Origin of the sequence: Pseudomonas lyxosi (genome assembly GCF_047758685.1) — a bacterium.
Classification (GTDB): domain Bacteria; phylum Pseudomonadota; class Gammaproteobacteria; order Pseudomonadales; family Pseudomonadaceae; genus Aquipseudomonas; species Aquipseudomonas lyxosi.
In genome coordinates this window covers 1470607-1485285 of record NZ_CP180481.1, presented here as the reverse complement: position 1 = coordinate 1485285, position 14679 = coordinate 1470607, and the positions used below count along the sequence as shown (strand labels likewise).

Below are 14679 nucleotides of genomic sequence, written 5' to 3'. Positions count from 1 at the left end.
CGTTCAGGCCTTGGCCAACCAATCGCGGTCTTGCAGGAAGTACTCGGTCAGCCGTGCTTCTTCGCTGCCCGGCTCGGCCTTCCAGTCGTAGCTCCAGCGTACTTGCGGTGGCAGGGACATCAGGATCGACTCGGTACGCCCACCCGATTGCAGACCGAATAGCGTGCCGCGGTCGTAGACCAGGTTGAATTCAACGTAGCGCCCACGGCGGAATTCCTGGAATTCACGCTGTTTGGCGGTAAACGCATCATTTTTGCGGCGCTGCACGATCGGCAGGTAGGCGTCGATGAATGCGTCACCGATGGCGCGCATGAAGGCGAAACTGGTGTCGAAGTCCCACTCGTTCAAGTCATCGAAAAACAGCCCGCCGATGCCGCGCGGCTCATGGCGATGCTTGATGTGGAAGTAGCTGTCACACCAGGCCTTGTAACGCGAGTAAACATCCGGACCGAACGGCGCGCAGGCCTGCTCGGCGACGCGGTGCCAGTGCACGCAGTCTTCTTCATTGCCGTAATAAGGCGTCAGGTCGAAGCCACCGCCGAACCACCAGACCGGTTCTTCGCCTTCTTTTTCAGCGATGAAAAAGCGCACGTTGGCGTGGGACGTCGGCACATATGGGTTGTGCGGGTGAATGACCAGCGACACGCCGAGGGCTTCAAAGCCACGACCAGCCAGTTCTGGCCGATGAGCGCTGGCGGACGGTGGGAGACCGCTGCCGAAGACGTGGGAAAAATTGACGCCGCCCTTTTCGATGACCGCGCCGTTTTCGATCACCCGGGTGCGACCGCCGCCACCGGCAGGCCGGGTCCAGGCGTCTTCGACGAACTGCGTGCCGCCGTCTTCAGCTTCGAGGGCCGCGCAAATGCGGTCTTGCAGGTCGAGCAGGTAGGCTTTTACGGCCTCGGTGCGGGTCGTCATGTCATCACCTTGAATCGGGCAAAGCTACGCGGCGCTTAATGGCCGGCGGCAAATTGCTGCGTAGGATAACACTGCACCTTGCCCCGTCGCAGTTGACGAAGATCAAGCATGGGAGTTCGATAGGGAGCTTCGCGCTACAACTCTAGTAGCCAAGACCTAAGGAGAGTTCTGATGGCTAAGCGTATCCAGTTCCGCGCCCACGGCGGCCCCGAAGTGCTCGAGTATGTCGAATACCAACCCGCCGAGCCTGGCCCGCAGCAGGTTCGCGTGACCAACAAGGCCATCGGCCTGAACTTCATCGATACCTATTACCGCAGCGGTCTCTATGCACCGCCAGCCCTGCCATCGGGCCTGGGCTCGGAAGGCGCGGGCGTGGTCGAGGCGGTGGGCAGTGAAGTCACCCGGTTCAAGATCGGTGATCGCGTGGCGTATGGCAGCGGCCCGTTGGGCGCCTACAGCGACGTTCACGTGTTGCCGGAGGCCAACCTGGTCCTTCTGCCGGACGCGATCAGCTTCGAACAGGCCGCCGGCGTGATGCTCAAGGGCCTGACCGTTCAGTATCTGCTGCGTCAGACGTATGAACTCAAGGGTGGCGAAACCATCCTGTTTCACGCCGCGGCCGGTGGCGTCGGTTCCCTGGCTTGCCAATGGGCCAAAGCCTTGGGCGTGAAGTTGATCGGCACGGTCAGCTCACCGGAGAAAGCCGCACTGGCCAAGGCCAACGGCGCTTGGGCGACCATCGATTACAGCCATGAAAACGTCGCACAACGCGTACTGGAATTGACTGACGGGAAAAAAGTCCCGGTGGTGTACGACGGCGTGGGCAAGGACACTTGGCTGACTTCGCTTGATAGCGCAGCGCCTCGCGGTCTGGTGGTGAGCTTCGGCAATGCGTCGGGCGCGGTAGACGGGGTGAACCTGGGAATTCTGTCGGCGAAGGGTTCGTTGTACGTCACCCGGCCTACGCTCGCGACTTACGCCAACAACGCCGAGAACCTGCAGCGTATGGCGGATGAGCTGTTTGAGATGATCATCAGTGGCAAGCTGAAGGTGGACATCAGCCAGAAGTATCCATTGGCTGAAGCGGCGAAGGCGCAGACCGAGTTGTCGGCGCGGCGTACGACTGGCTCGACTGTTTTGTTGCCTTGAGGGCCTCTTCGCGAGCAAGCCCGCTCCCACAGGAGACCGCGTGATTCTGTGGGAGCGAGCTTGCTCGCGATGAACGATGACGCGGTCCTAATCCGGGCGCACAACCTTGCCGGTCGCGAGATCACGGATCACGCTCGGGTTCTTGCGCCCACCCAGATTCCCACCCAACACGTAATCCACTTGCCCACGGAAATACTGCTCGACGCGAATCCGCGTCCGCGCCGCCGGTTGGCCCTGCGGGTTGGCCGACGTTGAAACCAACGGCCCGACCACCGCGCACAAATCCCGCACCAACGGGTGATCGCTGACCCGCAGCGCCACCGTTTCATGCACGCCGGTAATCCACTGCGGCAACATATTCTGATGCGGCACCAGCCAGGTGTTCGGCCCCGGCCAGGTGCTGGCCATGCGATCCATCCACAATTCAGGAAAGTCTTCGAAGAGGAAGTCGAACTGGCGAATGTTGTCCGCCACCAGAATCAACCCTTTTTCCACCGACCGACCCTTGATCGCCAGCAGACGATACACCGCTTCTTCGTCCCACGGGTCGCAACCCAGGCCCCAGACAGCTTCGGTTGGGTAGGCAATCACCGCGCCTGCGCGAATGGCTCGTGCGGCTTGTTGCACACGCCAACTGTTGACCATGAAAAAACTCTCCGGAATAAGGCTCTGCGCAGTTTACCCATCTTCCTTATAAAACCTAGCTCACCCGCGCAAACCAGCGCCCGCTTTCGCAGACCGCACGGCCATCCATTTCCAGCTCCGTCAGCGCTGCCAGCACTTTCGGCAAGGCCCAGCCGCTGGTGACGGACAACGCTTCACTGGTGTGGGGCGCGGCATGCAGCAGCATGAGCAACGGATGTGTCACCGCTGGTGTCGCTGTGGATAACGGCAACTGTTGCCAGCCACGCAAAGCCTCGAGGATATGCTCGATGGTTTCCACCAGCACCGCACCGTCGCGGATCAGCTGATGACAGCCCTTTGCGCCCGGGTGATGAATCGACCCGGGAATCGCATACACCTCGCGCCCTTGTTCCGCCGCCAGCCTCGCGGTGATCAGTGAACCGCTGGCGACACTCGCCTCGACCACCAGCACGCCGAGAGATAAACCGCTGATGATCCGATTGCGCCGGGGGAAGTTACTGGCGGTCGGCCCGGCGTCCAGCGGGAACTCCGAAAGCACCGCGCTGCCCGAGGCGATCATCACGTCTGCCAGCCGTCGATTGCGCTGTGGATAAAACTTTTCAAGTCCCGTGCCAAGTACACCGACCGTTCGCCCGCCCACGTCCAAAGCGGCTTGATGCGCGGCGGCATCAATGCCCAAGGCCAAACCGCTGGTAATGACAAAACCGGCGCCGGCCAGACTGCGGGAAAAGGCCGCTGCGGTGTCCATGCCCGGCCGCGACGCGCGACGACTGCCGACCATCGCCAGCTGTGGTTTTTCCAGAATGCCGGGATCGCCCGCCACGAATAACAGCGGCGGCGCATCACTGATTTCCGCCAACAGTGCCGGATAGTCAGATTGGTCCCACATCAGCAAATGCTGGCCCGGACGCTCTAACCAGGCCAATGCATGGCTCGCGCCATCACGGATTTCACTGGAGCGCCTGGCCTCCGCGCAAGCGAGGGGCAAACCCAGCGATCGCCAGGCACTGGCCGGCGCGCTGATAGCCTTGGACGCCGAGCCGAAGGCCTCAAGCAATTTCTTGAAACGCGCAGGACCGAGTTCCGGCAGGCGATGCAAACGTAAACGAGCTTCCAGTTCCGCAGGGGAAACCGGTGCAAAAGCAGACAGCGACATGGATCATCCTTGATCGTTATGAGCCCCGTTCAAACGGGAATAAGCTGTGGATAACTCTGTTGGTAACTTGTGGAGCCTGTTAAGGATTTCGCACCTTGTCCAGCACCGCCAGGGAGCGTGATGCATTGAGCACCAGCCCGTAGCTGAGCTTGTCGTAGGTGCGGAAGACCATCAGAAAACCGGCGCGCTCATCCGGGATTTTCAGTGGCTGCCCGGTAATCCGGTCACGCACGGTTTCGCCGGTTTTCATCACCACCAACACGTTGCCTTCGGCCAGGCCATCGCGCTGGCCCTTGTTCAGCGTGACCACATCCAGCGCGCCAATTTGGGTAACCCCGCGCGGCACGTCGATGATCAACCCGTTGATCTCGGTTTTTGGCGCACTGGGCATGAAGGTCGAATTGATGGAGCGCTCTTCACCGCTGAACAAGCGGTCGCCCAGGCGAACTTCCTGAGTGGTGCGTTGCAGCGCCAGGGTGGCGACGTCGCCTTCGGTGGCCACAATCTCGCCACCGCCGATGTCGTCGGCATTGATCCCCAAAAATTCTTTACTGACAGGATCGGTGTAGATCTTGCCCTGACGGAAGATGCCGTAAACCGGTTGGGCCGGATCGAAATGGCCACGAGCGAAGATTCGGTCACCGGTGCCACTGAGCACGCGTTCGGCGTCGCCGGCGACGATATAAGGCGCCTTGTCGAAGTCCTCGACCGTGTCGACGATGCGGTTGCTCAGCAGAAAGCTGTTGATCGATTGCAGCGGAATGCTCGGGATCGCATCGGCAACCGGGCTGCGGCGGATGCGTGGCGAAAGCTTGATGGTGCCCCGGGAAGCACCGCGATTGAGGGTCAGGCGTGGCTGCCCGTTGACGTAGACCAGCGACAGCGAGTCGCCGGGGTAGATGAGATTGGGGTTTTCGATCTGTGGATTGGCCTGCCAGAGCTCCGGCCATTTCCACGGCTCACGAAGGAATTTCCCCGATATGTCCCAGAGTGTGTCACCCGATACCACGGTGTATTGCTGTGGAAAACCTTCCTTGAGTTGCACTTGCCCGTGCGCAAAACCGGCCGAGGCCAGAAGGAGCAAGGCGAGTAGTGATTTCCTCATGCGGTGAATCCCTTTATTATGTGCATTCGCGTAGAACGCCAGAGCCCTCGTGGCTCACTCCCGACTCTTTACCAAAAAGAGAAGGAAGCTACGTTTTACAACGGTAGCCTGCATCTTCGGACCCGCCAGGCCATCGACCCGACATTACCTCAAACGTGCAGCAATTAAGCTTATGGCCATTTTAGACATCCTCGAATTCCCCGATTCGCGCCTGCGCACTATCGCCAAACCTGTGGCCGTAGTGGACGACGAAGTGCGTCAGTTGGTCGATGACATGTTTGAAACAATGTATGAAGCGCCAGGCATCGGCCTCGCCGCGACCCAGGTCAACGTGCACAAACGTATCGTCGTGATGGACCTCTCCGAAGACCGCAGCGAACCACGGGTGTTCATCAACCCCGAGTTCGAAACCCTGACCGACGAGATGGAGCAATATCAGGAAGGCTGCCTCTCGGTACCAGGCTTCTACGAAAACGTCGATCGCCCACAGAAGGTTAAAGTCAAGGCCCTGGACCGCGACGGCCAGCCTTACGAACTGATCGCCGAAGGCCTGCTCGCCGTGTGCATCCAGCATGAATGCGACCACCTGAATGGCAAATTGTTCGTCGACTACCTGTCCAATCTCAAACGCGACCGAATCAAGAAAAAACTGGAAAAGCTCCATCGCCAGAACGCTTGATGCCCTCCTTTCAAAGGCTTGCTGCGGCAAGCCTTTTTCTTTTGCGAGACCTTTTGAATGACTGAGCCACTGCGCATCGTCTTTGCCGGCACCCCGGAATTCGCCGCCGAACACCTCAAGGCCCTGCTCGACAGCCCTTACGAGATCGTCGCGGTCTACACCCAACCGGACCGTCCGGCGGGTCGCGGGCAAAAGTTGATGCCAAGTCCGGTCAAGCAGTTGGCTCTCGAGAACAACATTCCGGTGCTGCAACCGCCAACCCTGCGCAACGAAGACGCTCAGGCTGAACTGGCCGCGCTCAAGCCGGACTTGCTGGTGGTGGTCGCCTACGGCCTGATCCTGCCGCAAGTGGTGCTGGATATTCCGCGTTTGGGCTGCATCAACAGCCACGCCTCCTTGCTGCCACGCTGGCGCGGTGCGGCGCCGATCCAGCGCGCCGTTGAAGCGGGCGACAGCGAAAGCGGCGTGACCGTGATGCGCATGGAACTGGGCCTCGACACCGGACCGATGCTGCTGAAAGTCACTACGCCGATCACCGGTGAAGACACCGGCGGCAGCCTCCACGACAGTCTGGCTGAAATGGGTCCACCGGCGGTGATTCAGGCGATAGCCGGCCTCGCTGCGGGCACTTTGGAAGGCGAAGTGCAGGACGACAGCCTCGCCACTTATGCTCACAAATTGAACAAAGATGAAGCGCGCATCGACTGGAGTCGCCCGGCGGTTGAGCTGGAACGTCTGGTTCGAGCCTTCAACCCATGGCCGATCTGCCACAGCACACTGAATGGCGAAGCATTGAAGGTGCTGGCCGCCAGCCTCGCCGAAGGGCAGGGCGCACCGGGGGAAATCCTCGGCGCCAGCAAGGATGGTTTGATCGTCGCCTGCGGTGAGCAGGCCCTGTGTCTGACTCGTCTGCAATTGCCCGGCGGCAAGGCGCTGAACTTCAGCGACTTGTTCAACAGCCGTCGTGAGAAATTCGCCGTCGGCACCGTTCTCGGTCAAGCGGCGGACGCTCAATGAATCCACGTCTGGCCGCCGCCAAGGCACTTGCTGCTGTTCTTAACGGAAAAGCCTCACTCAACAGTTCCCTGCCGACACAGATGGACAAGGTTGAAGACCGTGATCGCGGCTTCACTCAGGACCTGGCGTTCGGCACCGCTCGCTGGCAGCCGCGCCTGTCGGCGCTGGCGGCCAAGTTGCTGCAGAAGCCGTTCAAGGCAGCCGACGCCGATGTCGAAGCACTGTTGCTGGTCGGACTCTACCAGTTGCTCTACACCCGGGTTCCGGCCCATGCCGCCATCGGTGAAACCGTGGGTTGCGCCGACAAGCTGAAAAAGCCCTGGGCCAAGGCCTTGCTCAACGCTGTGCTGCGCCGCGCCCAGCGTGAAAGCGAAGCGCTGCTGGCCGAGCTGGAACACGATCCGGTGGTGCGCACTGCCCACCCGCGCTGGCTGCAAAAATCCCTGAAAGCCTTCTGGCCGGAGCAGTGGGAAGCCATTTGCGCGGCGAACAACGCGCATCCGCCGATGATCCTGCGGGTCAACCGTCGTCATCACAGCCGCGATGCTTACCTCGGGTTGCTGACCGACGCCGGCATCGCCGCCACGCCGTGTGTTTACAGTCAGGACGGCATCATTCTCGACGCCGCTGCCGACGTGCGCAGCTTGCCGGGTTTCGCCGAAGGCTGGATCAGCGTGCAGGACGAAGCCGCGCAACTGGCCGCCGATCTGCTCGACCTGGCTCCGGGCCAACGGGTGCTGGACGCCTGCTGTGCACCGGGCGGCAAGACCTGCCATATCCTTGAAGCCGAACCGGCACTCGCCGGCGTGGTAGCGGTGGACCTGGAAGCCAAGCGTTTGGTGCGGGTGCGGGAAAACCTCGCGCGCCTGGGCCTGAGCGCCGAACTGATCGCCGCCGACGGCCGCGACACCGCCACCTGGTGGGACGGCAAGCCGTTCCAGCGCATTCTGCTGGACGCGCCGTGCTCGGCCACCGGTGTGATTCGTCGTCACCCGGACATCAAGTTGACTCGCCAACCGGACGACATCACCGCACTCGCGGTGCTTCAGGGCGAACTGCTCGATGCCATGTGGATAACTTTGGAGGTCGGCGGCATCCTGCTTTACGCCACCTGCTCCACGCTGCCGACCGAGAACACCGAAGTCATCGAAGCCTTCCTCGCTCGCACGCCGGGCGCCCGTGAACTGGACCTCGCCACGACGGCCGGCATCAAGCAGCCACATGGCCGCCAATTGCTGGCGCAGGAAGGCGGCCACGACGGGTTCTACTACGCCAAGCTGATCAAGATCGCCGCCGCGCGCGGTTAATGGGTTTTAAGGGAGTGACTGGATGAAAATCATCATCCTCGGCGCAGGGCAGGTCGGCGGTTCGCTGGCAGAACACTTGGCCAGCGAGGCCAACGACATCACCGTGGTCGACACCGACGGCGAACGCCTGCGCGACCTCGGCGATCGACTGGACATCCGCACCGTGCAGGGCCGCGGCTCGCTGCCGACGGTGCTGCGTCAGGCCGGCGCGGATGACGCCGACATGCTGGTGGCGGTGACCAACAGCGACGAAACCAATATGGTGGCCTGCCAGGTTGCCCACACTCTGTTCCACACGCCGACCAAAATCGCCCGGGTTCGCGAAGCCGCCTACCTGACTCGCTCCGAGCTGTTCGATAACGAAGCGATTCCAGTGGATGTGCTGATCAGCCCGGAGCAAGTGGTCACCAATTACATCAAGCGCCTGATCCAGCATCCGGGCGCCTTGCAGGTGATCGACTTCGCCGAAGGCAAAGCCCAATTGGTGGCGGTCAAGGCGTACTACGGCGGCCCGCTGGTGGGCCAGCAACTGCGACAGTTGCGTGAACACATGCCGAATGTCGAAACCCGTGTGGCGGCGATTTTCCGTCGTGATCGGCCGATCCTGCCGCAGGGCGATACGGTGATCGAGGCCGACGACGAAGTCTTTTTCATCGCCGCCAAGGCGAATATTCGCGCAGTGATGAGCGAAATGCGCCGCCTCGATGAGAGCTACAAACGCATCGTCATCGCTGGCGGCGGGCAGATCGGTGAGCGTCTGGCCGAGGCCATTGAAAGCCGTTACCAAGTGAAGATCATCGAGATGAACCCGGCCCGCTGCCGTCACCTCTCGGACACCCTCGACAGCACTGTGGTGTTGCAGGGCAGCGCCTCCGACCGCGACTTGCTGATGGAAGAGAACATCGCCGACGCCGACCTTTTCCTGGCCCTGACCAACGACGACGAAGCCAACATCATGTCGTCGCTGCTGGCTAAACGCCTGGGTGCGAAGAAGGTGATGACCATCATCAACAACCCGGCCTACGTCGACCTGATCCAGGGCGGCGACATCGACATCGCCATCAGCCCGCAATTGGCGACCATCGGCACCTTGCTGGCCCACGTGCGTCGCGGCGATATCGTCAGCGTGCACTCATTGCGCCGGGGCGCGGCGGAAGCCATCGAGGCGATTGCCCACGGTGATGAGAAGTCGAGTAAGGTCATCGGCAAGTCCATTGAGAACATTGGCCTGCCGCCGGGCACCACCATCGGCGCAATCATCCGTGACGAAGAAGTGATCATTGCCCACGATGACACCGTGATCGCGGCGGGCGACCATGTGATTCTGTTCCTTGTGGATAAGAAGCATATTCGGGATGTGGAAAAGCTGTTCCATGTGGGATTGAGCTTTTTCTGATCCGGAAGCTGCGGTGATCGATCTGGCCTCATCGCGAGCAAGCTCGCGATAGCGGTCTTACTAAGACAGATTTCCCCCTGGCACCACTCATTAAGGAATTCACCATGCTCGAATCCCTGGAAAAAATGCTCGCCAAGGGTGTGGATAACTCATTGCTGCGCTTCGGCCTGGGCAAGGGTTATCTGGATCTTGGGGAAAACGCCAAGGCCGCTGAGCATTTCCAGCGTTGCGTCGAATTCGATCCGAAGTATTCGGCAGCCTGGAAGCTATTGGGCAAGGCCCATCTGGGGCTGAAGGATTTCGCGTCCGCACGTCAGGCGTGGGAACAGGGTCTGGAAGCCGCTCGTGCCCATGGCGACAAGCAGGCCGAGAAGGAAATGACCGTGTTTCTGAAGAAGCTTGAGCGTCAGGCTCACTGATCAGAGGTATCGCAAGCCAATGCCCTCGGCATCCACCAGCACCACTTCCATGCGCACCCGCGGCGCGCCTGTGGGTAAGTCCTGCACCTGACCGTACACCACCGCGCCCTTGGGCAAGGTCGACAGGCCCGGATGCTTGATGTAGACGCCTGTCGCCGACAGGTTACGCGTCTGGCCCAGGCATTCGCCGAAACTGTGATGACTGATCTTGATGCGAAACGATTTGCGGTGTTCGGACATCTTCTGCGCCCTTTATTGAACGGTTGTGGAGAACCCTGGCCCCCAGGTTATCCACAGATCATGCCAATCGACTCAGTACCAGCGCTCTTCACCCGGCGGACGCTTCTTGAAGCGCTTCATGCTCCACATATACTGACTCGGATACGCCCGCACATATCGCTCGACCACCTGGCTCATGGCCGCGCAGGACGTTTCGGTATCGGTGCTGTACATGGCCTCTGGCGCGGCTTCCAGGATCACTTTGTAACCCGAACCGTCCGGCAGACGTAGCGCATGCAGAAACACGCCGACCGCTTTGCCGCCCGCGAGCATGTTCGGTACGAATTTGCTGGTCAGGGCCTGAGTAGCGAAGAACGGTACGAAGATCCCGGCGGATTCGGACGGTTCCGGGTCAGCGGGAATGCCCACTGCACCACCTTTGCGCACTTCCTTGATGACGCTGAGAATGCCTTCCTTGGTGGAAGCGGCCACTCGGTTACCCAATTGCACCCGCTGCTTGCGCAGCAAATCATCCACAGCCTTCAACTTCGGCGGGCGATAGAAAATGATCGGTTTGCACTGGCTGCAATAGAAGTGGTTCAACACTTCCCAATTGCCCAAGTGGCTGGTGATACCGACGACCCCTTTGCCGGAGGCGAGGGCGTCCTTTAATACGTCGAGACCTTCGACTTCACGCACCAGGTCGATGGAGCGCTGGGCCGGCCAGATCCAGGCGCAGGCGCTTTCGGTCAGGGACTTGCCGATGTCTTTAAGGCTCTGGCCTACCAGTCGCTCCCGTTCAGCCGCGTCCATGTCCGGGAAACACTTGGCGAGGTTGATCCGCACCACATCGCGGGAACGGTTGGGGGTTTTCCACATGACCCAGCCGATGGCCGAGCCCACGGCTTGCACTGCCCGCCACGGAAGCAGGGCAAACAGCCGTAGAGCGCCTACCAGCAAGGCGCCTTTAAACTTATCCACAGGTCACTCCTGATCTTGTGCTGTGCGCGAGGCGGCTATTCTAACCGCCGATCGCCAGCTCCGCGTAGCGATCACAATCCTGGGTGTGGTCCATGACCATGCCCGAGGCCTGCATCAGCGCGTAACAAATAGTCGGGCCGACGAACGTGAAACCGGCCTTTTTCAGGCCTTTGCTCATCTCCACGGCGGTCGGCGTCACTGCCGGCACTTCGCTGCGGTCCTTGAAATGGTTGATCACAGGCTTGCCGTCGACGAAGGACCAGAGAAACTCCACCGGATCCTCCAGCGCCAGCCAGGCCTGGGCATTGCGCCGGGCCGCATTGAGTTTGAGGCGATTGCGAATGATGCCCGGATCGAGCATCAATTCATCGATTTCGGCGTCGCTCATTTGCGCCACGCGTTGTACGTCGAAGCCGAACATTACCTGACGATAGTGCTCACGTTTACGCAGCACGGTGATCCAGGAAAGGCCGGCCTGGAACCCTTCGAGCAAAAGCAACTCGAACAATCCCTGCGCATCGCGTAGCGGCGTACCCCACTCCTGATCGTGATAAGCCATGTACAGCGGATCTTCGGAACACCAAAAGCAGCGTGGCATAAGGCTCCAGGGGGCGTGCGCAGGACCGAATCGGGTATACTCCCGCTCTTTAAATCGCAGCCCAAGAAACAGGTGAATTTCGTGAGCCAGCCTACGCCAGCCGTGCGTACCTTCCAAGACTTGATCCTCGCCCTCCAGCAATACTGGGCCGAGCAAGGTTGTGTGGTACTTCAGCCCTACGATATGGAAGTAGGCGCCGGGACTTTCCACACTGCCACGTTTCTGCGCGCCATTGGCCCGGAAACCTGGAACGCCGCTTATGTGCAGCCCAGTCGTCGCCCGACTGACGGCCGCTACGGCGAAAACCCGAACCGTCTGCAGCACTACTACCAGTTCCAGGTCGTGCTGAAGCCGAACCCGGACAACTTCCAGGAACTGTACCTGGGCTCCCTCAAGCATGTCGGCCTGGACCCGTTGGTCCACGACATTCGTTTCGTTGAAGACAACTGGGAATCGCCGACACTGGGCGCCTGGGGTCTGGGCTGGGAAGTCTGGCTCAACGGCATGGAAGTGACGCAGTTCACTTACTTCCAGCAAGCGGGCGGCATTGAGTGCTATCCGGTGACCGGCGAGATCACTTACGGTCTTGAGCGCCTGGCCATGTACCTGCAAGGCGTGGACTCGGTCTACGACCTCGTCTGGGCTGACGGTCCGTTCGGCAAGGTGACCTACGGCGACGTGTTCCACCAGAACGAAGTGGAGCAGTCGACCTACAACTTCGAACACGCCAACGTCGAGAAGCTGTTCGAATTGTTCGACTTCTACGAAAGCGAAGCCAAGCGCCTGATCGAACTCGACCAGCCGCTGCCGTTGCCGAGCTACGAAATGGTGTTGAAGGCCTCCCATACCTTCAACCTGCTGGATGCGCGCCGGGCAATCTCGGTGACCGCGCGTCAGCAATACATTCTGCGTGTCCGCACCCTGGCGCGTTCCGTTGCGCAAGCCTACCTGCTGGCTCGCGCCAAGCTGGGCTTCCCGATGGCGACCCCGGACCTGCGTGACGAAGTGTTGGCTAAGCTGGAGGCTGCACAATGAGTGCTCAAGATTTTCTGGTTGAACTGGGCACTGAAGAACTGCCACCCAAAGCCCTGAACATCCTGGCCGACGCGTTCCTGGCCGGTATCGACAAGGGCCTGCAAGCCGCGGGCCTGAACTACGAGACCAAAACCGTCTACGCCGCGCCACGTCGTCTGGCTGTGCTGATCACCGATCTGGCGATTCAGCAGCCGGATCGCAGCATCAACCTCGACGGCCCGCCACGTCAGGCCGCATTCGATGCCGAAGGCAACCCGACTCAAGCAGCTTTGGGTTTTGCCAAGAAGTGCGGCGTCGACCTGAGCGAAATCGATCAAAGCGGCCCGAAACTGCGTTACAGCCAAAGCATCGCCGGTAAACCGACCGCGAGCCTGCTGCCAACCATCGTCGAAGATTCCCTGAACGACCTGCCGATTCCCAAGCGCATGCGCTGGGGTGCTCGCAAGGAAGAATTCGTTCGTCCGACCCAGTGGCTGGTGATGCTGCTCGGTGACCAGGTCATCGATTGCACAATCCTTGCCCAGAAGTCCGGCCGCGATTCCCGTGGTCACCGCTTCCACCACCCGGAAAGCGTACGCATCACCTCGCCGGCCAACTACCTGACCGACCTGCGTGCCGCTTACGTATTGGCCGATGCCAACGAGCGTCGCGAGCTGATCAGCAAGCGCGTCGAAGAGCTGGCGACGATGCAGGAAGGGACGGCTATCGTTCCGCCAGCCCTGCTCGACGAAGTGACCGCGCTGGTTGAATGGCCAGTGCCGCTGGTGTGCTCGTTCGAAGAGCGTTTCCTCGACGTGCCGCAAGAAGCCTTGATCACCACCATGCAGGACAACCAGAAGTACTTCTGCCTGCTGGATGCCGACGGCAAGTTGCTGCCACGTTTCATTACTGTGGCCAACATCGAAAGCAAAGACCCGCAACAGATCATCGCCGGTAACGAGAAAGTGGTTCGCCCACGCCTGACCGACGCCGAGTTCTTCTTCAAGCAAGACAAGAAGCAGAAACTCGAAGACTTCAACCTGCGCCTGCAGAACGTGGTGTTCCAGGAAAAACTCGGCAGCGTCTACGACAAGGCCGAACGCGTTTCCAAACTCGCTGCGTTCATCGCTCAACGCATTGGCGGCAACGCCGCATGGGCTTCCCGTGCCGGCCTGCTGTCCAAGTGCGACCTGGCGACCGAGATGGTCGGTGAGTTCCCGGAGATGCAAGGCGTCGCCGGTTACTACTACGCCCTCAACGACGGCGAGCCGGAAGAAGTCGCTCTGGCGCTGAACGAGCAGTACATGCCGCGCGGTGCCGGTGCTGAACTGCCGACCACCTTGACCGGTGCGGCCGTGGCCATCGCGGACAAACTCGACACCCTGGTCGGGATTTTCGGTATCGGCATGCTGCCAACCGGTAGCAAAGACCCGTACGCCTTGCGCCGTGCTGCGCTGGGTGTGTTGCGCATCCTGATCGACAAGAAGCTCGACCTCGACCTGAACGACGCCGTGGCTTTCGCCGTGAATGCGTTCGGTACCAAGATCAAGGTTGCCGGCCTCAACGACTCGGTGCTGGAGTTCATCTTCGACCGTCTGCGTGCCCGTTACGAAGACGAAGGCGTGGATGTCGGGACTTACCTGTCGGTCCGTGCCCTGAAACCGGGTTCGGCGCTGGACTTCGATCAGCGCGTACAAGCGGTAGAAGCTTTCCGCAAATTGCCGGAAGCCGCTGCCCTGGCCGCGGTGAACAAGCGCGTTTCGAACTTGCTGAGCAAGGTCGAAGGCTCTGTTCCTTCGGTCGTGGAAGCCAAGTACTTCGACAACGCCAACGAGTTCTCCCTGTACTCGGCGATCCAGCAGGCTGACCAGGCTGTACAGCCGATGGCTGCGGCGCGTCAGTACAGCGAATCGCTGGCACGTCTGGCTGCCTTGCGCGAGCCAGTGGATGCGTTCTTCGAAGCCGTAATGGTCAACGCGGAAGATGCCAAGGTCCGCGCCAACCGCTATGCGCTGCTGTCGCGCCTGCGTGGGCTGTTCCTCGGCGTCGCCGACATTTCGCTGCTGGGCTGAGGGG

General features: G+C 60.7%; 15 protein-coding genes. 8 read left to right on the top strand and 7 right to left on the bottom strand.

Annotation, left to right across the window (positions count from 1 at the left end; translation table 11 throughout):
• Nucleotides 1–3: 3 nt before the first annotated feature.
• The gene (gene hemF / locus ACMXYI_RS07060) at nucleotides 4–918 is read right to left on the bottom strand and encodes an oxygen-dependent coproporphyrinogen oxidase (protein WP_033059730.1); all 915 of its coding nucleotides are present in this window, start codon (nucleotides 916–918) and stop codon (nucleotides 4–6) included.
• Nucleotides 919–1089: 171 nt separating this feature from the next.
• Here hemF and ACMXYI_RS07055 point away from each other — a divergent pair, with 171 nt between their 5' ends.
• A complete protein-coding gene (locus ACMXYI_RS07055) occupies nucleotides 1090–2067 on the top strand; it encodes an NADPH:quinone reductase (RefSeq protein ID WP_415772421.1) in 978 nt (325 codons plus the stop codon).
• An 87-nt stretch (nucleotides 2068–2154) separates the two neighbouring features.
• On the opposite strand, the gene ACMXYI_RS07050 is transcribed toward ACMXYI_RS07055, so the two are convergent.
• From ACMXYI_RS07050 to ACMXYI_RS07040, 3 genes are all read right to left on the bottom strand, one after another.
• The gene (locus tag ACMXYI_RS07050) at nucleotides 2155–2712 is read right to left on the bottom strand and encodes an L-threonylcarbamoyladenylate synthase (protein ID WP_046056609.1); all 558 of its coding nucleotides are present in this window, start codon (nucleotides 2710–2712) and stop codon (nucleotides 2155–2157) included.
• Between the two features lie 55 nt (nucleotides 2713–2767).
• Nucleotides 2768–3868, bottom strand: a complete 1101-nt coding sequence (dprA, locus tag ACMXYI_RS07045; protein ID WP_415772419.1) for a DNA-processing protein DprA — start codon at nucleotides 3866–3868, stop codon at nucleotides 2768–2770.
• Between the two features lie 79 nt (nucleotides 3869–3947).
• Nucleotides 3948–4973 (bottom strand): LysM peptidoglycan-binding domain-containing protein, encoded by a 1026-nt coding sequence (locus tag ACMXYI_RS07040; protein ID WP_415772417.1) that lies wholly within the window; start codon nucleotides 4971–4973, stop codon nucleotides 3948–3950.
• Between the two features lie 172 nt (nucleotides 4974–5145).
• Here ACMXYI_RS07040 and def point away from each other — a divergent pair, with 172 nt between their 5' ends.
• The 5 genes from def (at nucleotide 5146) to ACMXYI_RS07015 (ending at nucleotide 9791) form a co-directional block, all read left to right on the top strand.
• The gene (gene def / locus ACMXYI_RS07035; protein WP_008155676.1) at nucleotides 5146–5652 is read left to right on the top strand and encodes a peptide deformylase; all 507 of its coding nucleotides are present in this window, start codon (nucleotides 5146–5148) and stop codon (nucleotides 5650–5652) included.
• A gap of 57 nt (nucleotides 5653–5709) precedes the next feature.
• Nucleotides 5710–6669 (top strand): methionyl-tRNA formyltransferase, encoded by a 960-nt coding sequence (gene fmt, locus ACMXYI_RS07030; RefSeq protein WP_415772415.1) that lies wholly within the window; start codon nucleotides 5710–5712, stop codon nucleotides 6667–6669.
• Entirely contained in the window at nucleotides 6666–7976 is a 1311-nt protein-coding gene (rsmB, locus tag ACMXYI_RS07025; RefSeq protein ID WP_415772413.1) for a 16S rRNA (cytosine(967)-C(5))-methyltransferase RsmB, read from the top strand. The genes fmt and rsmB overlap by 4 nt, the downstream gene beginning before the upstream one ends.
• 22 nt (nucleotides 7977–7998) lie before the next feature.
• Nucleotides 7999–9372: a Trk system potassium transporter TrkA gene (trkA, locus tag ACMXYI_RS07020; protein ID WP_046044916.1), complete on the top strand. Its 1374-nt coding sequence runs from the start codon at nucleotides 7999–8001 to the stop codon at nucleotides 9370–9372.
• 104 nt (nucleotides 9373–9476) lie between these two features.
• Nucleotides 9477–9791 (top strand): tetratricopeptide repeat protein, encoded by a 315-nt coding sequence (locus tag ACMXYI_RS07015; protein WP_223431361.1) that lies wholly within the window; start codon nucleotides 9477–9479, stop codon nucleotides 9789–9791.
• Here ACMXYI_RS07015 and ACMXYI_RS07010 read toward each other — a convergent pair whose 3' ends face one another.
• The 3 genes from ACMXYI_RS07010 to tag all read right to left on the bottom strand — a co-directional run bounded on the left by ACMXYI_RS07010 (nucleotide 9792) and on the right by tag (nucleotide 11589).
• Complete coding sequence (locus tag ACMXYI_RS07010) at nucleotides 9792–10031, bottom strand: PilZ domain-containing protein (protein WP_415772411.1); 240 nt, start codon at nucleotides 10029–10031, stop codon at nucleotides 9792–9794.
• 72 nt (nucleotides 10032–10103) lie between these two features.
• Nucleotides 10104–10991, bottom strand: coding sequence for a lysophospholipid acyltransferase (locus tag ACMXYI_RS07005; RefSeq protein WP_129439735.1), 888 nt, complete (start codon nucleotides 10989–10991; stop codon nucleotides 10104–10106).
• Nucleotides 10992–11031: 40 nt separating this feature from the next.
• Entirely contained in the window at nucleotides 11032–11589 is a 558-nt protein-coding gene (gene tag / locus ACMXYI_RS07000; RefSeq protein ID WP_415772409.1) for a DNA-3-methyladenine glycosylase I, read from the bottom strand.
• An 81-nt stretch (nucleotides 11590–11670) separates the two neighbouring features.
• On the opposite strand from tag, the gene glyQ reads away from it, so the two are divergent.
• The gene (gene glyQ / locus ACMXYI_RS06995; RefSeq protein WP_003213601.1) at nucleotides 11671–12624 is read left to right on the top strand and encodes a glycine--tRNA ligase subunit alpha; all 954 of its coding nucleotides are present in this window, start codon (nucleotides 11671–11673) and stop codon (nucleotides 12622–12624) included.
• Nucleotides 12621–14675, top strand: coding sequence for a glycine--tRNA ligase subunit beta (gene glyS / locus ACMXYI_RS06990; protein WP_415772407.1), 2055 nt, complete (start codon nucleotides 12621–12623; stop codon nucleotides 14673–14675). Before glyQ ends, glyS begins: the two co-directional genes overlap by 4 nt.
• The last annotated feature ends 4 nt before the right edge of the window (nucleotides 14676–14679 follow it).